Source organism: Pseudomonas sp. NY15463 (assembly GCF_048068415.1).
Classification (GTDB): domain Bacteria; phylum Pseudomonadota; class Gammaproteobacteria; order Pseudomonadales; family Pseudomonadaceae; genus Aquipseudomonas; species Aquipseudomonas mosselii_C.
Map to the genome: position 1 here is coordinate 771,581 of NZ_JBLUQD010000001.1, position 16,865 is coordinate 788,445.

Sequence of the window (16,865 nt, forward strand, 5' to 3'; positions counted from 1 at the left end):
CAGCAAATGCCCGCAACTGGCAAAAAATGTCAGTTCAGGCTGGTTGCTCCGGCCCAAGCCAACGAAACAACGGTGCGTCCGTAGCGCTTTGAACGCTAACCTGCGGGCTGTGACGCAGTCGCACCAGCAGACGCTTGCCTGCGACAGCACCGCCAGCAAGATCCTCCAGGCGCGCAAGTAATTGCGGCCCATCGAGCTGGCCCGCCTGGCGCAACAGATCGCAGGCCGCCAGCCACAGTCCATCGTCCTGGCGCGGCGCAGCCTGGGGGCTCACTTGCGTCTCGACATCCCTAGGGGCCTCCACGTGACGCCCCAGTTGAGCCCACTCATGCGCCTCCAACTCGACAGTCAAGTCCACCGGCCAGTTGCCAATCTGTCCACGAATTCTCACGATGCTTTCCTTGAAGCCAAGTCAATGTGGCAATGCTACAGCAACATGAAACCTGTGCCAGGCAGACTGGCGGGCAGCAGAAAATTTGTTATAACATTGCAAAATCTTTCCAGCCCATCCTCGGAGCCTCACATGCGTCGTCTGCTGCTCGCCCTGCCCTTCGCCCTGCTGCCGCTGGCCGCGGCCCATGCCCACGACGACCACGATCATGCGCATGGCACCCTCGGCGCCCACGAGCACGGCGTGGCCAAGCTCAACGTGGTGCTTGATGGCAACACCCTGGAGCTTGAGCTGGACAGCCCGGCGATGAACATCGTCGGCTTCGAGCATGCAGCCAACAGCGACGCCGACAAAGCCACGGTTGCCGCCGCCCGCCAGCAGCTGGAACAACCCCTGAAACTCTTCGCCTTGACCCAGGCCGCAGGCTGCAAGGAAGAGGCACAGGAGCTGGAAAGCCCACTGTTCGGCGATGCCGACCACGATCACGATGGCGGCGCGCATGAGCACGGCCACCAGCACGCCGACGTCAACGCCCACTACCAGCTGACCTGCGCATCCCCGGACAAGCTCGCCCAGCTTGACCTCGCGCCGCTGTTCAAGACCTTCGCGCAGACCCAGAAGGTCAACGTGCAACTGATCGGCCCGAACGGCCAGAAAGGCGTCGAGGCCACTCCCGCCAAGGCTGCGGTTGCGTTCTGAGCATGAGCCAGCCGTTGATCGACCTGCGTGACCTAGTGTTCGCCTGGCCCGGCCAGGCGCCGCTGCTGGATATCCCTGCACTGCGCCTGGAGCCCGGCGAGGCCTTGTTCCTCAAGGGCCCCAGCGGCAGTGGCAAGACCACGTTGCTAGGCCTGCTGGGCGGCGTGAATCGTCCAGGCCAAGGCAGCATCCGCCTGCTCGGCCAGGACCTCGCCAGCCTGGGGCAAGGCGAGCGCGATCGTTTCCGGGTCGATCACACCGGCTATATCTTCCAGCAGTTCAACCTACTGCCGTTCCTATCGGTACGCGAGAACGTCGAGCTGCCCTGCCGCTTCTCGAAAACCCGCGCCGCCCGCGCCAGCCAGCGCCACGGCAGCATCGACCAGGCCGCCGTGCAGTTGCTCGCCCACCTGGGCCTGAACGAGCCAGAACTGCTGGCCCGGCGTGCCGGCAGCCTGTCGATCGGCCAGCAACAACGGGTGGCTGCTGCACGGGCGCTGATCGGCCAGCCAGAGCTGGTGATCGCCGACGAACCAACCTCGGCACTGGATGCCGACACCCGCGAGGCATTCATTCGCCTGCTCTTCGACGAATGCCGCGAGGCCGGCGCCAGCCTGCTGTTCGTCAGCCACGACCAGAGCCTGGCGCCGCTGTTCGACCGACACCTGTCGCTGGCCGACCTCAACCGCGCCGCCAAGCCCCGGGAGGCCTGATGTACCTGCTCCGCCTTGCCCTGGCCAGCCTGGCCAATCGCCGCTTCACCGCACTGCTCACGGCGTTCGCCATTGCCTTGTCGGTGTGCCTGCTGCTGGCCGTCGAGCGCGTGCGTACCGAGGCCCGCGCCAGTTTCGCCAGCACCATCAGTGGCACCGACCTGATCGTCGGCGCGCGCTCAGGTTCGGTGAACCTGTTGTTGTACTCGGTGTTTCGCATCGGCAATGCCACCAACAACATCCGTTGGGACAGCTACCAACACTACGCCAAGGACCCACGGGTCAAATGGGCGATTCCGATTTCCCTGGGCGACTCGCACCGCGGCTACCGGGTGATGGGCACCACCGGTGATTATTTCGACCACTACCAGTATGGCCGGCGCGAGCACCTGGCACTGAGCCAAGGCCGCCCCTTCGCCGACGACCCGTTCGAGGTGGTACTGGGCGCGGAGGTAGCCGAGGCACTGCACTACCGGCTTGGCGATAAACTCGTACTCGCCCACGGGGTCGCGGCCATCAGCCTGGTCAAGCACGACGACAAGCCGTTCACCGTGGTCGGCGTGCTCAAGCGCACTGGCACCCCGGTAGACCGCACCTTGCACATCAGCCTGGCCGGCATGGAAGCGATTCACATCGACTGGCACAACGGCGTACCGGCCCGCGGTGCCGGGCGCATCAGCGCTGAGCAGGCGCGCAGCATGGACCTGCAACCCACTGCCATCACCGCCTTCATGCTGGGCCTGAACAGCAAGATTGCCACCTTCAGCCTGCAACGCGAGATCAACGAGTACCGCAGCGAGCCACTGCTGGCGATCCTACCCGGCGTCGCCTTGCAGGAACTGTGGAGCCTGATGGGCACCGCCGAACAGGCGTTGTTCGTGGTGTCGCTGTTCGTGGTGCTGACCGGCCTGATCGGCATGCTCACCGCGATCCTCACCAGCCTCAACGAACGTCGTCGTGAAATGGCCATCCTGCGCTCGGTGGGTGCCCGGCCCTGGCACATCGCCGGGCTGCTGGTGCTCGAAGCGCTGGCCTTGGCGGGCGCCGGGATCGTTGCCGGGCTGGGCCTGCTGTATGCGGGTATCGCCGTGGCCCAAGGCTATGTGCAGGCTAACTACGGCCTTTACCTGCCGCTGGACTGGCCGAGTGCGCACGAGTGGACGCTGCTGGCTATCATCCTTGGCGCGGCGCTGCTGATGGGCAGCGTGCCGGCATGGCGCGCGTATCGACAGTCGCTGGCCGATGGCCTGTCGATTCACCTCTGAGAACCTGCGATGACCCTGAACGCTCGCGCCCACGCCAAATGGCTAGGGGCCCTGCTGCTGATGTTGCTGCTACCGCTGTCCGCCTGGGCCACCGAGCCCCGCGAACTGGACTGGCCCGCCCTGATCCCCGAAGGCGCACCGGTGATCCCGCCGCAACTCGCCCCACTGCACGACCTTTCGCAGATCAGCGATGCGCTCTCGGCAGAGTCCGCCCCGGCCGCTCGCCAGCAGGCGCCCGACGCGCCGGTGGTGAAGGCGCTGGATGGCCAGCAGGTGAAAATCCCCGGCTACATCGTGCCGCTGGAAGTAAGCGAAGAAGGCCGTACCACCGAGTTCCTGCTGGTGCCCTACTACGGCGCCTGCATTCACGTGCCGCCACCCCCGTCGAACCAGATCGTGCACATCGTCAGCGAGATGGGCGTGCGTGTAGAGGACCTCTACCAGCCCTACTGGATCGAGGGCACGATGCAGGTCAAATCCTCCAGCAGCGAACTGGCCGATGCCGGTTACCAGATGGAGGCGGAAAAAATCTACGCATATGAGCTGAAGTAAGGGCTTGTCCGCTGCATAGAACCGCTTCGTTGAGCTGGGTCAAACATTCCGTTCAGACGGCTTCGTACCATTGGACCACTCGATTACTCACGTCCTCTGGGAGCTTCCATGAACAAGTCCTTGCTCGGTGCCTCGCTCGTCGCGTTGGCGCTTGCAGCCCCTGTCGCCCACGCCCACCAGGCGGGGGATTTCATCCTCCGCGCCGGCGCCATCACCACCGCGCCGAACGAAGACAGCGGCGAGATCAAGCTTGATGGCGCCAAGGCCGCCGGCACCAAGGCAACTCTGGACAGCGACACCCAGTTGGGCTTGGCCTTCGCCTACATGCTCACCGACCACATCGGCCTGGAACTGCTGGCCGCCACCCCGTTCAAGCACACCGTAGGCGTCAAAGGCCTAGGCGCTGGGCTTGACGGCAAGCTGGCCGACATCAAGCAACTGCCGCCGACGCTGTCGCTGCAGTACTACCCAATGGCGCCGACTTCTAAGTTCCAGCCCTACGCTGGCGTCGGTATCAACTACACGATGTTCTTCGATGAAGAACTAAGCGGCGCCCGCAAGGCCCAAGGCTTCAGCAACATAAAGCTCAAGGACTCGGTCGGCATCGCCGGGCAACTGGGCATTGACTACATGCTCACCGACAACCTGCTGGTCAACGCCGCCGTGTGGTACGTCGACATCGACACCAAGGCCACCATCGACGGCCCGAGCGCCCTGGGCGTGGGCAAGACCAAGGTCGACGTGGATGTCGATCCGTGGGTCTACATGGTCGGTATCGGCTACAAGTTCTGAACCTGCTCGCCCGCTCCCAACGGAGCGGGCTTGCCCCGAGCACGCAGCCACCCCCAGTAGCCCCAGGCCATACCACTGATTCCCGCCCCCAGGCCGCACACCGCGCCCCATCCCCACACCCCGTACACCCAAGTCGCCGCGACCGCACCCAATCCACTGCCCAGCGAATAACAGCACATGTAGGCGCCGATCAGCCGGCTAGCCATCGCGCTGCGCCCGGCCAGCAATAGCGTCTGGTTGGTGACATGCACCGCTTGCACGGCCAGGTCCAGCATCAGCACCCCGATCACCAGGGCCAGCAGCGACTGCTGCACGAACAGCGTGGGTAGCCAAGACAGCGTCAGCAACCCCAACGCCAGGCCAGTGGTGCGCTGTGCATGCCCCTGGTCCGCCAGGCGTCCGGCCCGCGAGGCCGCCAGTGCGCCCGCAATGCCGGCCAGGCCGAACAGCCCGACTTGCGCGTGATCGAGCGCCATCGGCGCGGCGCTGAGCGGTAGCACCATGGCACTCCACAGCACGCTGAAGGCCGCGAAGATCAAAAAGGCGTAAATCCCACGCTGGCGCAGCAGCGAGTCATGCCGATACAGGCTGATCACCGAACCGAGCACGGCACCATAGCCCGGCGATTGCTTGTGCCGCTGCACACCCGGCAGACGCCAGGCGAGCAGACCCGCCATCATCAACGCCAGCCCAGCGGCGCCGAAGTACACCCCGCGCCACCTCAGCCAGTCCGCTACCAAGCCCGACACCAGCCGCGCCGACAGAATGCCCAGGACCACGCCACTGGTGACCGTGCCCACCACCTGGCCTTGCTGCGCGGGTGCGGCCAAGGTCGCGGCGTGCGCGACCATCACCTGCACCACCACGGCTGCCAACCCGACCAGCGCCACGGCCGCCAGCAGTATCGACCAGCCGGGCGCCACGGCGACCACCAACAAGGCACCGGCCGCAACCAGCAGTTGGCTGAGGATCAGCCGCCGCCGGTCCATCAGGTCGCCTAGCGGCACGATAAACAACAGGCCCACGGCGTAACCCGCCTGGGTCAGCCCAACGACCTGCCCGGCCCAGGCAGCCTCGATGCCGAAGCTGCTGGCCATCGAGTCGAGCAACGGCTGAGACAGGTACACCGTGGCCACCGCCGCGGCGCACGCCGCCGCCAGCAGCAGGGTCAGCCCACGGCCGAGTTGTGCTGAAGGAGTCATTGGGAACACCTCGCAAAACAGGTTTCAAATTAAAACCACATGCTGGCCTTCTAGCAAATGTAGTTTTAATATGCAACCAGCTTACCGCTAGAGATCCGCCCATGCTCGACGACAACAATCTGCGATGCCCTGTGGCCCGCGCCCTTGAAGTGATCGGTGATCGCTGGGCATTGATGATCCTGCGCGATGCCTTCGATGGCTTGCGCCGCTTCAGCGAATGGCAGAAGAACCTGGGGCTGGCGAAAAACATTCTCGCCTCGCGCCTGAAGCTGCTGGTGGAGGCCGAGCTGCTGGCCCAGCAGCCGGCATCCGATGGCAGTGCCTACAAGGAGTACGTGCTGACCGACAAAGGCCGCGCACTGTTTCCTGTGGTGATCGGGCTGCGCCAGTGGGGGGAGCGGTATTTGTTCGCGGCAGGCGAGCCTCGCTCGCAATTGCTGGATGACCGGGGGCAGTCGTTACAGGTCATGCAGGTACGGGCTGAGGATGGCCGGGATCTGGCACCAGAGCAGTGCCAGCGGCGGGTGGTCCGGCACGGGTGAATGACTCAAGGACCTGGCGCACGACAGGTCCTTGAGGCTGGCCTCAGCGCTTGCCCAGCAGGCGCGCCAGGCCGTCGATGAAGGGCGTCGGCTCAGGCAGCTCGAAACGCGCCAGCAGCCGCGTATTATCAGCCCGGGAATGGCGGATGTCCCCCGCGCGCGCAGGCCCGTGGCTGATCGGCGGCAGGCTGCCGATCACGTCCTGCAACGCGGCCAGCAATTGCTTGATTGAGGTGGCTTGGTTAAGGCCGATATTCACTGCGCCCTCTTCCACCTGCGGCTGCTCCAGCGCCTGGACCATCACCTTGATCAGGTCCCCGACATAGAGGAAGTCACGGGTCTGCTCGCCATCGCCGAACACGCTGATCGGCAGGCCGGCCAGCGCACGCTCGGCGAAGATGCTGATGACCCCGGAGTACGGCGAAGAAGGATCCTGACGCGGGCCAAAAATATTGAAGAAGCGAAACACCACCGGTTCCAGGCCGTGCTGACGGCGATAGAAATCCAGGTACTGCTCGCTGGCCAGCTTGTCTACCGCATAGGGTGTCAGCGGCGCCTTGGGCGTGTCCTCGGCGATCGCCACGCCTTCGCCGTTGTTGCCGTACACCGCCGCACTGGAGGCGAACAACACACGCCGCACGCCACTCATACGCATGCCTTCGCACACGTTCAGGGTGCCGATGAAATTGCTCTGATGGGTTTTCACCGGATCGTCCACCGAAGCCTGCACCGACGCCACGGCCGCCAGGTGTACCACGGCCTGGCAACCGGCGACGGCGCGCGCCACCAGGGCCGCGTCGGCGACATCGCCTTCGATCAGCGTCAGACGCGGATGCTCCAGTTGCAGGTTGTCGCGTTTGCCGCTGGACAGGTCGTCGAGCACGCGCACCGCGTAGCCGTTCTCCAGCAACGCATCGCACAGGTGGGAGCCAATGAAGCCGGCACCGCCGGTGATCAGGATGGGGGCATCAACCATGTCGGTAGAAACGGTCCAGTAGGGGCGGCAAACCGGCGCGCCAGGCACGCGGCTTGATGCCAAAGGTATGAAGGATCTTCTTGCAGGCCAGCACCGCGTTCTGCGGCTCCTCGCTGGCATCGGCGCGTGCGGCGTGAGCCTGGGCGGTCGGCGCCTGCACAGCCAGGGTATGCCACTGGGCGGCTTCGGTCAGGATCGCCTGACCCAGCGCCAGCGGTGTGGTGGCCTCGTTGCCGGCATAGTGGTAGGTGCCCCACAGCGGCGCTTTGCAGTCGAGCTGCTTGAGCACCGAGAGGATCACCCGCGCCGCGTCGTCCACTGGCGTCGGGTTACCGCGCCGGTCATCGGCCAACAGCAGTTCCTGGGGTTGCTCGGCACGGGTCAGGAACCGCCCCAGCGAGCCGTCGCGGCTTTCATCCAGTAGCCAGCCGAAGCGCAACAGCACGTGCTGCGGACACGCGGCACGCACGCTTTGTTCGATACGCCAAAGCGCTTGCCCTCGTAGGCCCAGGGGCACGGGTTCGTCCTTCTCGCTGTAGGCCGTGGCGCGCGAGCCATCGAACACCCGGTAGCTAGACGGTTGCACCAGGACGATCTCGTGGTGCTGGCACAGCTCGGCCAAGCGCTCCACCGCGCGCTCCTGCTGCGCCAGGCGCGCCTCACTGACCGACTCGGCCTGGAACCAGTCGAAGTAATAGGCCAGGTTGACCACCGCGTCGGGGCGTTGCTCGTCGAGCAGCAGCGTCAGGCTCGACGCGCTCCAGCCACCCTCCGGTGGGCGCGGCGCCAGGAAGGCGATGTCTTCCTCGGCCCCGAGACGAATCAGCGCTTGCCCGAGGGCATTGCCACCACCCAACAGCATCAGGCGCATACGCATAGAGTCAGAAGGTCCGGTCCGATCGATAAGGGAAAGAGAGCATTTTGCGTTTTCCGCATGGGGAAGTCCAACCCAGACCGATGCAATACGGGCTGGGGGCTTTTCCACCCAGTCGCTTAGGAATCAGCTGATAGCCTACTCAGCGCCGTCGCACTGTTGGCGCGCTTCATCAATGCGAACGCCGGGGCTGGCGGGCGTTTGACGCTACCGGTGCTGTTCATCGTCGGTATCGACCCGGTGGCGGCGCTGCCGGCCTCGGGCGCAACTGGGGGCGCGCTGCGCGGTACGTTTCGGGCCAGGCCTGATTCGGCCTATGCTGGTGATCATGTGCTGTGCCATGGCGGCGAAGTTGCTGCGCACACCCGGCAACGCGCTAGGGGAATGGCTGCTAGGGTGGTTCACTTAGCCCCTCCAAGCGCGTTGCCAAGATGCCAAGTGAACCCGCGGGCCCGATAGAGGCGCTTCGACAGGAGGGCGAATGGAGCTAAACCCGATCAGCGCGCAACGCGCACTGTGGCAATTCGACGAACCCGCGCCAGGCGTGGAGCGTTTTCTCGACGAGCACTTCGAGGGCTACTGGCAGCAGGCCCGTCTGCTGCTGCCGAGCAACGAGCGAGCGGCGCCGCTGTTCGTGATCGGCGGTGCGCGCTCGGACTTCACTCGCCTCAACCCTCTGCTGTACCGCTTGCAACAGCAAGGCATCGGCTCGCTGACCGGCAACCTGTCTGGCCATAGCCGCGCGGCGCAGCCAGGGGCCAGAGACGCATCGCTGCGCAACAACCTGGCCGAGGCCCTGCGCTTTCACCGCTACCTGGAGGCGTGCAGTGACACAGTTATCGGCCATAGCCTGGGAGGCGCCATTGCCCTGAAGCTGGCCGCGCAGCGTCCAAGTGTGCGCAAACTGGTGCTGATCTGCCCTGCGGTCTATCCCGATAACGCCCACGACGCGCCGTTCGGCCCAGCGTTCACCAAGGCCATTGGCCGACCTTTCGGTTTTCTGGACTGCGATAGCTACACCTTCCTGCGCCAGTTCCGTGGCCGGGTGCTGCTGGTGATCGGGGAGTACGACGGGCTCAATTCGCAGGTGCATGGGAAAGGACCCGGGACCTCGGCTGGGGTACGCCGGCTGGGCGGCGTGGAGCGCTACAGCCCAATCCCTGAAGAAGTCACCCATGCGCTGCTGCGCTCGGTACCGGCAGCCGACGTGGAATGCCTGCTGCTGACAGACTGCGACCACGGCATTGCCGCACACTTGCGCGAGTGGCCAGAAGTGGCGGATCAGGTGGCCGAGGCGGTGAGCGCGTTCGTCATGCGCTGATGCACGACGATCACGCCCAAGCCCAGCGGTTTTTTACTCGATCTCGAACAACCCGTGGCTGATCATCCCTGCGCTCAGCCGCTCGCGAATGTCATCGTCGATGCGCGGATCGTCCGGACGATACAAGCGCACCTGACGGTAGGCATTGATACGATTGATCTCCTCGCCCAGGTACTCCCACACCACACGGGTACACGCCGGGTTGCGCCGGTCACCACTGGAAACCCCGGTTTTGAGACCATTGAGCCGGCTGATGCGACTTTTGAAACTGGGGATCAAGATAGTCTGGCTCATTTCGTTGAGCGTCAACGACTCGTAGTCGATCAGAAACATCCGGTCCTGCAACTGGAACGCGGCCCCCAGGTAGCGGCAGCGCACCTCGGCGTGCACGTCATGGGCACTGCTGCGCTCCTGGCGCTCCTGGCGCTCGAAGAGGAAGCTGCCGCGCTCCTCGCGCAGGTGCACCAGCGACACCAGGATCGAACCTGGGACCGACATGCAGTTGGAATACTCGAAGTAATACCCGCAGTAGCGCGACAGGTTGCCGGCCTCTTTGTGCAGCGGCTTGAACAGTTCGCTGATCGGGTCACTCAGTTGCCCCGGCTGCTCGCTCGGGGCCCGTGCGCCGATCAGCCGGGCGAATTGTTCCGGCGGCAGGCCCAGTTCGTAGTCCTCTACCCCGAAGAAATCACCAATCCGTTTGAGGTTGTAGGCCGTCGGACGGCTCTGCCCGCTCAGATACTTGTTGAACTGCGCGCGGTTGATCGACAGTTGCCGACAAACCTCCGAAATAGAGCGGTAGTGGCTGCAGGCCAGTTTGAGGTTGGTAGCGAAGTGATCGCCCATGATGCGGGGGTCCAGATGATGCGAGTGAAGCCAGTGTAGCATCAAGTCGCACCAAAATGGAGCAACCCGCGAAATTGTAACTACAGGTGTCATCGCCAACCATGCGCGCTAACGCCTAGCGGTGCGCCTGCCGTCCGCTTGTCATTCCATACGAAGAATAAGAATCGAGGTCATTTTCAATGCTCGAATTAATCAACGACTTCCTCTCGGGGAAGGTGCTCATCGTGCTGATCGTCGGACTCGGCAGCTACTTCACCCTCCGCTCGCGGTTCGTGCAGTTCCGCCACTTCGGCCACATGTTCGGTGTCTTCAAGGAATCCCTTCGCGGCCAGGCAGGCCAACTAAGCTCTTTCCAGGCCCTGATGCTGAGCCTGGCCGGTCGCGTCGGCGCCGGTAACATCGCCGGTGTCGGTATCGCCGTGACCCTCGGCGGCCCAGGCGCCGTGTTCTGGATGTGGGTCACCGCACTGGTGGGCATGTCCAGCAGCTTCTTCGAATGCACCCTGGCCCAGGTCTACAAGCGCGCCGATGGCGATGGCCTGTACCGCGGCGGCCCGGCGTACTACATCCTGCACGGCCTGAAGAACAAGCACATGGCGATCGTGTTCTCGATCCTGTTGCTGGTCACCTACGGCTTTGCCTTCATCGGCCTGCAGTCGTACACCGTGACCCACTCGCTGCAAAACGCCTTCGCCTTCGACCCGCAACACACCGGCATTGTCCTGGCCGTGCTGCTGGCGATCACCTTCATCGGTGGTATCAAGCGTATCGCGGCCGTCTCGGACCTGCTGGTGCCGGTCAAGACTCTGGCCTACATCGGCGTCACCCTGTACGTGATCGGCACCCAGATCGAACACGTACCGGCCATGCTGGAAACCATCTTCAAGAGCGCCTTCGGCCTCGACCCAGCGTTCGGCGGCCTGCTCGGCAGCGCCATCGTCATGGGCGTGAAGCGCGGCGTGTTCGCCAACGAAGCCGGTCTGGGCAGTGCCCCGAACGTGGCCGCCGTGGCGGCGGTGAAGCACCCTGGCGCACAGGGCGTGGTCCAAGCCTTCAGCGTGTTCCTCGACACCTTCGTGATCTGCACCTGCACCGCGCTGCTGATCCTGCTGTCGGGCTTCTACACCCCTGGCTTCGAAGGCGACGGCATCGTCCTGACCCAGAACTCGCTGGCCGCCGTGGTCGGTGACTGGGGTCGCCTGTTCGTCAGCGTTGCGCTGTCGCTGTTCGTGTTCACCTGCATCCTCTACAACTACTACCTGGGCGAGAACAGCCTGCAGTTCCTGAGCCGCAACCGCGCAGTGCTGATGGGCTTCCGCGGCCTGGTACTGGTCCTGGTGGTATGGGGTTCGATGCAGGACCTGTCGACTGTGTTCGCCTTCGCCGACATCACCATGACCTGCCTGGCGTTCGTCAACCTGGTGGCCCTGGCCTTGCTGTTCAACGTCGGCCTGCGTGTGATGCGCGACTACGACCAGCAACGCAAGGCAGGCATCCAGCAGCCAGTGTTCGACTCCAGCAAGTTTGCTGACCTGGATCTGGACCGCGCCGCCTGGCCAGCCAACCCGCAGGTAGAAACAGCCGCTGACAATAGCACTGTGCAAGTGCAAACCCAGCGCTGATACCCTGCACTGCCGCAGCCGCCCCACTCGTGGGCGGCTGACTATTTCCTCGCTCTCCCGCTACGGAATGCTCCCATGCGTGCAGTCTCGAATCTTCTCGTCCTCTACACCGGTGGCACCATCGGCATGTTGCAGACCGCCGAAGGCCTGGCGCCGGCCGGTGGTTTCGATGCACGCATGCGTGACCACTTCGCCGCCAGCCCAGACGCCCCACGACTGAACTGGACGCTGCGTGAACTCAATCCGCTGATCGATAGCGCCAACATGCAGCAGGCCAACTGGCTGGCGATGCGTGAGGCCATCGTCGAGGCCGTCGAGCGCGATGGCCACGACGGTGTACTGGTGCTGCACGGCACCGACACCCTGGCCTACAGCGCCGCCGCCCTGTCATTCCTGCTGTTGGGCCTGCCGGTGCCGGTGCTGCTGACCGGCTCCATGCTGCCCGCAGGGGCGCCGGAAAGCGACGCCTGGGCCAACCTGATCGGCGCCATGAACCTGTTCGAAACCGGTCTACAAGACGGCGTGCAGCTGTACTTCCACGGCCGACTGCTACATGGCTGCCGCGCCTCCAAGCTACGCAGCGAGGCGTTCGATGCCTTTACCGCGCCAGCCCGCCACCGCGAAGGCCAGCGTGCCGGCGAGGTGCCGGCCGTGCTGGGCTACCGCCAGGTACGCCAGCCGGTGAAGCTGGCGGTGCTGCCGGTGTTTCCAGGACTTGCGGCTGAACACATCGACGCGCTGCGGGCCAGCGGTATCCAGGGGCTGGTGCTGGAGTGCTACGGCAGCGGCACCGGCCCATCGGACGACCAGGCGCTGCTTGATGCCTTGCGCGGCGCGCGTCAGCGCGGCGTGATGATCGTCGCGATCAGCCAATGCCCGGAAGGTGCGGTGGTCTTCGACACCTATGCTGCCGGCAGTCGCCTGCGTGATAGCGGCCTGGTCAGCGGCGGCGGCATGACCCGTGAAGCCGCGTTGGGCAAGCTGTTCGCGCTGCTGGGTGCCGGGCTGGACGTGGCGTCGGCAGAGCACTGGTTCGCGCTGGATCTGTGCGGCGAACGCGTGTAGCCGCTGCCTTGCGTCGCGATGCAAGGCAAGTGCCTTCGGGCGTTCGTGAGATCAGTTGTTGGAACAACCATTCCCGATCACGCGGTACTCCATGATGTGCCGGTCGCCCTTGGAGTCTTCGTACGTCAGTTGCATCGGCACGACCTCGCAGACCGTGGGTACCGGACTCACCGCTAAGACACGCGCGATATCAAGGTTCTGACCGTATCGATAGGGCTCGACGGTAACCTGTGCCGTCTCAGCCACAGGCTCTGCCGCCATCGCGACGCAACCCAGGCAGCCGAGGAACAAAACGATTAACAGCTTCATGGCAATCACCTGTAGTAAGGGGTGAGCAGGCCTGAACGCGGGATGGCGCTCAGGCGTCATGCAGGTGGGGAGAGCCCAGCGCCATCTGCCGCCGGGCCAGGAGACTTCAGAACGGCTTGGTCGGCAGGTACTTGCCGTCCAGGGTGATCACCGCGCGGTGGCCACCTTCTGGATCTTCGACCTTCTTGATGTCCAGCTTGAAGTTGATGGCGCTGATGATGCCGTCACCAAACTTCTCGTGAACCAGGGCTTTGAGGGTGGTGCCGTAGACCGACATCATCTCGTAGAAACGGTAGATGGTCGGATCGCTCGGGATGCCTTCGAAGAAGCTCCCACGGATCGGCATCGATTGCAGCAAAGCGACTTGATCAGCGTCGAGATCGAGCTTGTCGCCAACGACTTTCGCGGCGCTGGCCGGCAGCGGATGCTGGCCGAGCAAGGCGGCGGTCACGAAGGCCTCGGACAGGCCGGTGCCCTCGACGATTTCGGCAAAGGACAGGTCTTTGCGAGCCTTGGCCAGAATGATGGCTTCGGTCAGTTCCTGGCGAGCGGTACGGGTAGCTTGAGTCTGGATCATGGTGAATCGCCTCAGTGGGTAAAGGGGCAGTTTTCAGGCAACGTGCCTGGCGTGGTGGGATACGGCATGGACTTCGGGATTTTCGGCAAGGGACACGAAGGCCCCGGTACGGCCATCGAAGGCGTCGATACGCCCTGACTCGATGTCATAGACCCAGCCATGCAGGGTCACGCGGCCTTCTTCGAGGGCCAGGCGAACAGAGGGGTGAGTCTGGATATTGGCCAGTTGCGCGATGACGTTTTCGCGCACCATAGAGGCGACTTTGCTCGGCTTGTCCGAATGTTGACGGGCTTCGTTGACCACCTTGGCCGAGTCGGCGTAGCGCAACCAACCGGCAACAGCGGGCATGTGATCCAGGCATTTGCAGGTTGCGATGGCCGTCATGGCGCCGCAGTCGGAGTGACCGCAGATCACGATGTCTGCGACGTTGAGTCCGGCCACCGCGTATTCGACCGAAGCCGATACACCCCCAGGCTCCGGGCCATACGACGGCACGATGTTGCCAGCGTTGCGGATGACGAACAGATCGCCTGGCTCGCGCTGAGTGACCAGTTCAGGAACCAGTCGGCTGTCTGAGCACGAAATGAACAGTGCCTTGGGGCTCTGCTGGTTGGCCAAGTCCTTGAACAGTTTGACCCGCTCAGGGAAGGCGTTTTGTTGGAACTTCAGAAAACCGTCGATAATCGCTTTCATGTTGGCTGCCTCAATGTCGCGGGTTGTGAGGCAAAGATTAAGCAGTGCATTACATAAGGTAAAAGTCTGAATTATTATGCTCCGTATCAGATAATCTTATGGGTAAGGCCATGCTCGCTCGACACATCCAGTACTTCCTCGCGGTGGCGGAACATTCGAGCTTCACCAAGGCGGCTGCAGCGCTGCATGTCTCCCAGCCCGCTCTTTCGCAGCAGGTCCGGCAGTTAGAGGAAAGCCTTGGGGCTCAGTTGTTCGATCGTTCAGGACGTACAACCCGGCTGACCGATGCCGGCGATGTCTACCTGATCTATGCACGGCGAGCCCTTCAGCAACTTCAGGAGGCTAAACGCGCCATTCATGACGTGAGCGACCTCAGCCGGGGCTCATTGCGCATAGCCGTCACGCCCACGTTCACCACCTACCTGGTTGGGCCGCTGATCGAGGCCTTTTATGCGCGATACCCCAACATCACACTTAACCTGCAAGAGATCTCCCAGGAGCGCATCGAGGCGCTGCTCATGGCAGATGAGCTGGACATAGGGATTGCGTTCGACGACATACAGACACCGGACCTTGAAGCGGTCCCGTTGTTGAGTGAAACCCTCGCCTTGGTGGTCAGCCGCAAACATCCCTTGGCCGAGCTGCGGTCCATTACATCGCAGGGTTTAAGTGCTGAATCATTGGTGCTGCTGGGCACCGAGTTCGCCACGCGCGAACAGATCGACCGCTACTGCCGCCAATACGAGATTCGCCCCCAGGTGCAGATGCAGGCCAATGCGCTGGGTGCCGTAATCGAGATTGTTCGACGCACGGGCCTGTCGACGCTGTTGCCGGCAAAAATTGCGTTGGCCCATGACGATCTGGTGGCCATCACCCTGGAACCAGAACGCTTGCAGCGCACGGCCGTCTTGATGCGGCGAAAAGATGCCTTCCTGAGCGCAGCAGTACGCGAGTTCATTGAGCTGGCTAAAGGCGTCGCCAGCGAACTGGGAGAGTGAGAGACGCAGGGTTCGCGTACGCCAACCGATGCCGGCCATGTGCCTTGCCTGGCGCGCGCATGGGGGTCAGTAGCCCCACTCAAAATAAAAAACCTGACCCTTCTTACAAAGGATCAGGTTCGGCACGACTTACAGACCCAGTTCAGTCAGCCCTGGATGGTCATCCGGGCGACGTCCCAGCGGCCAGTGGAACTTACGCTCGCTTTCCTTGATGGGCATGTCGTTGATGCAGGCAAAGCGGCGGTGCATCAGGCCGTCGGCTTCGAACTCCCAGTTTTCATTGCCATAGGAGCGGAACCAGTTACCTGAATCATCATGCCACTCGTAGGCATAACGGACGGCGATACGGTTGTCGGTGAAAGCCCAGAGTTCTTTGATCAGGCGGTAATCCAGTTCTTTTTTCCACTTGCGCGTCAGCAACGCCTGGGCTTCTTCGCGATTTGTCGCGAACTCGGTACGGTTACGCCATTGGGTGTCTCGGGTATAGGCCAGCGCAATTTTTTCAGGGGTGCGGGTATTCCAGCCGTCTTCTGCGAGGCGGACCTTTTCAATGGCCGATTCGCGAGTAAAAGGAGGAAGTGGCGGGCGAGCGGGTTCGTTGGACATGGTGGTGCCTCCAATCATTTGGATGCTGCAGTTGAGTGAGTACTTCTGAAACTTATAGCGCCGACGCGCTATACATCTTTAATCAACAACTCGGCGACTTCTTTTGCACTTTCGAGGGCCGTAAAGTCTCCCATGACACGCGCCACTGTTATCGCGCCCTCTATCAGCACGAACAATTGCCTGGCCAAGCGCACTGGATCTTTGACGCCTAAGTCACTGGTCAGCACCAGCATATAGTCCAGTAGCTTCTGCTTATGCAGCTTGGCAATTTGTCGGATCGGGTCATTTGCATCACCAACCTCCCCGGCCGTGTTGATAAACGCACACCCTCTAAAGTCGTCTGACTCGAACCAACTATTAAGCACATCAAACATGCTGATAACGCGTTCTCGCGGCGTGTGTGCTTTTTCGCACTCGCTTCTGAACCACTGCATCCAGCGTACATCGCGTGCATTGAGTGCCGCGGCAGCGACATCGTCCTTGTTCGCAAAATAGCGATAGATACTTTTACGTGCTACACCGGACGTCTTTACCAAAAGATCCATGCCGGTAGCGTGGATTCCGTTTTCGTAAATCAGTTTCTCGGCAGTGGCCAGGATTTTCTCGCGGGTATCGGTCATTGGCTTATCCATGTAGCCAGAGTAGAACGATCGTTCTCCCTGGTCAAGCAGCTATTGCATTTTTTCGATTACAGCCCGGGACGGACGCTCAATGGGTCTTGTGCTCAGGCCTGTGCGTGTTGGCTGCCCGCATGATGCTCGCGCATCCGACAGCCAAGCTGCCCGCGAGCCAGGCGCTTTGAAGGTCATCGAAGCTCGCCGT

The 16,865-nt window shown here is 62.9% G+C and carries 20 protein-coding genes; 10 read left to right on the plus strand and 10 right to left on the minus strand.

The window, feature by feature from the left end; translation table 11 throughout:
- Positions 1-34: 34 nt before the first annotated feature.
- Entirely contained in the window at positions 35-391 is a 357-nt protein-coding gene (locus ACNFIC_RS03790) for a hypothetical protein (protein ID WP_138221809.1), read from the minus strand.
- A gap of 132 nt (positions 392-523) precedes the next feature.
- On the opposite strand from ACNFIC_RS03790, the gene ACNFIC_RS03795 reads away from it, so the two are divergent.
- The 5 genes from ACNFIC_RS03795 to ACNFIC_RS03815 all read left to right on the plus strand — a co-directional run bounded on the left by ACNFIC_RS03795 (position 524) and on the right by ACNFIC_RS03815 (position 4,412).
- Positions 524-1,090: a DUF2796 domain-containing protein gene (locus tag ACNFIC_RS03795; protein ID WP_416779982.1), complete on the plus strand. Its 567-nt coding sequence runs from the start codon at positions 524-526 to the stop codon at positions 1,088-1,090.
- Positions 1,091-1,092: 2 nt separating this feature from the next.
- Complete coding sequence (locus ACNFIC_RS03800; RefSeq protein ID WP_416779984.1) at positions 1,093-1,803, plus strand: ABC transporter ATP-binding protein; 711 nt, start codon at positions 1,093-1,095, stop codon at positions 1,801-1,803.
- The gene (locus ACNFIC_RS03805) at positions 1,803-3,068 is read left to right on the plus strand and encodes an ABC transporter permease (protein ID WP_138221806.1); all 1,266 of its coding nucleotides are present in this window, start codon (positions 1,803-1,805) and stop codon (positions 3,066-3,068) included. Before ACNFIC_RS03800 ends, ACNFIC_RS03805 begins: the two co-directional genes overlap by 1 nt.
- Before the next feature lie 9 nt (positions 3,069-3,077).
- Positions 3,078-3,620 carry a DUF3299 domain-containing protein gene (locus ACNFIC_RS03810; RefSeq protein ID WP_138221805.1) on the plus strand — a complete coding sequence of 181 codons (543 nt, stop codon included), beginning with the start codon at positions 3,078-3,080 and terminating at the stop codon, positions 3,618-3,620.
- A 108-nt stretch (positions 3,621-3,728) separates the two neighbouring features.
- Positions 3,729-4,412: an OmpW/AlkL family protein gene (locus tag ACNFIC_RS03815; RefSeq protein WP_416779987.1), complete on the plus strand. Its 684-nt coding sequence runs from the start codon at positions 3,729-3,731 to the stop codon at positions 4,410-4,412.
- Here the strand turns inward: ACNFIC_RS03815 and ACNFIC_RS03820 are convergent.
- Positions 4,400-5,614 (minus strand): MFS transporter, encoded by a 1,215-nt coding sequence (locus ACNFIC_RS03820; protein ID WP_416779988.1) that lies wholly within the window; start codon positions 5,612-5,614, stop codon positions 4,400-4,402. The genes ACNFIC_RS03815 and ACNFIC_RS03820 overlap by 13 nt on opposite strands.
- 101 nt (positions 5,615-5,715) lie before the next feature.
- Here ACNFIC_RS03820 and ACNFIC_RS03825 point away from each other — a divergent pair, with 101 nt between their 5' ends.
- On the plus strand, positions 5,716-6,156 hold the full coding sequence (locus ACNFIC_RS03825; RefSeq protein ID WP_138221802.1) for a winged helix-turn-helix transcriptional regulator: 441 nt from the start codon (positions 5,716-5,718) through the stop codon (positions 6,154-6,156).
- A gap of 43 nt (positions 6,157-6,199) precedes the next feature.
- Here the strand turns inward: ACNFIC_RS03825 and ACNFIC_RS03830 are convergent, their stop codons facing one another.
- The gene (locus ACNFIC_RS03830; RefSeq protein WP_416779990.1) at positions 6,200-7,132 is read right to left on the minus strand and encodes an NAD-dependent epimerase/dehydratase family protein; all 933 of its coding nucleotides are present in this window, start codon (positions 7,130-7,132) and stop codon (positions 6,200-6,202) included.
- Positions 7,125-8,009 carry a sugar nucleotide-binding protein gene (locus ACNFIC_RS03835; protein WP_138221800.1) on the minus strand — a complete coding sequence of 295 codons (885 nt, stop codon included), beginning with the start codon at positions 8,007-8,009 and terminating at the stop codon, positions 7,125-7,127. Before ACNFIC_RS03835 ends, ACNFIC_RS03830 begins: the two co-directional genes overlap by 8 nt.
- Positions 8,010-8,487: 478 nt before the next feature.
- On the opposite strand from ACNFIC_RS03835, the gene ACNFIC_RS03840 reads away from it, so the two are divergent.
- Complete coding sequence (locus ACNFIC_RS03840) at positions 8,488-9,327, plus strand: alpha/beta hydrolase (protein ID WP_416779992.1); 840 nt, start codon at positions 8,488-8,490, stop codon at positions 9,325-9,327.
- Between the two features lie 33 nt (positions 9,328-9,360).
- Here ACNFIC_RS03840 and ACNFIC_RS03845 read toward each other — a convergent pair whose 3' ends face one another.
- Positions 9,361-10,173 (minus strand): helix-turn-helix domain-containing protein, encoded by an 813-nt coding sequence (locus ACNFIC_RS03845; RefSeq protein ID WP_138221798.1) that lies wholly within the window; start codon positions 10,171-10,173, stop codon positions 9,361-9,363.
- 179 nt (positions 10,174-10,352) lie between these two features.
- Here ACNFIC_RS03845 and ACNFIC_RS03850 point away from each other — a divergent pair, with 179 nt between their 5' ends.
- Entirely contained in the window at positions 10,353-11,795 is a 1,443-nt protein-coding gene (locus ACNFIC_RS03850; protein WP_138221797.1) for an alanine/glycine:cation symporter family protein, read from the plus strand.
- A gap of 75 nt (positions 11,796-11,870) precedes the next feature.
- On the plus strand, positions 11,871-12,860 hold the full coding sequence (locus ACNFIC_RS03855) for an asparaginase (protein WP_416779994.1): 990 nt from the start codon (positions 11,871-11,873) through the stop codon (positions 12,858-12,860).
- A 51-nt stretch (positions 12,861-12,911) separates the two neighbouring features.
- On the opposite strand, the gene ACNFIC_RS03860 is transcribed toward ACNFIC_RS03855, so the two are convergent.
- The 3 genes from ACNFIC_RS03860 to ACNFIC_RS03870 all read right to left on the minus strand — a co-directional run bounded on the left by ACNFIC_RS03860 (position 12,912) and on the right by ACNFIC_RS03870 (position 14,439).
- Complete coding sequence (locus ACNFIC_RS03860) at positions 12,912-13,169, minus strand: DUF2790 domain-containing protein (protein ID WP_138221795.1); 258 nt, start codon at positions 13,167-13,169, stop codon at positions 12,912-12,914.
- Positions 13,170-13,275: 106 nt separating this feature from the next.
- Entirely contained in the window at positions 13,276-13,746 is a 471-nt protein-coding gene (cynS, locus tag ACNFIC_RS03865) for a cyanase (protein WP_138221794.1), read from the minus strand.
- 33 nt (positions 13,747-13,779) lie between these two features.
- Positions 13,780-14,439, minus strand: coding sequence for a carbonic anhydrase (locus ACNFIC_RS03870; protein WP_138221793.1), 660 nt, complete (start codon positions 14,437-14,439; stop codon positions 13,780-13,782).
- 110 nt (positions 14,440-14,549) lie between these two features.
- Between ACNFIC_RS03870 and cynR the strand changes: the two genes are divergently transcribed.
- Positions 14,550-15,437 (plus strand): transcriptional regulator CynR, encoded by an 888-nt coding sequence (gene cynR, locus ACNFIC_RS03875; protein WP_416779997.1) that lies wholly within the window; start codon positions 14,550-14,552, stop codon positions 15,435-15,437.
- Between the two features lie 129 nt (positions 15,438-15,566).
- Here cynR and ACNFIC_RS03880 read toward each other — a convergent pair whose 3' ends face one another.
- Together ACNFIC_RS03880 and ACNFIC_RS03885 are read right to left on the minus strand one after the other, a co-directional pair.
- Positions 15,567-16,043, minus strand: a complete 477-nt coding sequence (locus ACNFIC_RS03880; RefSeq protein ID WP_416779999.1) for a DUF1348 family protein — start codon at positions 16,041-16,043, stop codon at positions 15,567-15,569.
- A 68-nt stretch (positions 16,044-16,111) separates the two neighbouring features.
- The gene (locus ACNFIC_RS03885; RefSeq protein WP_416780001.1) at positions 16,112-16,675 is read right to left on the minus strand and encodes a TetR/AcrR family transcriptional regulator; all 564 of its coding nucleotides are present in this window, start codon (positions 16,673-16,675) and stop codon (positions 16,112-16,114) included.
- Positions 16,676-16,865 lie beyond the last annotated feature (190 nt).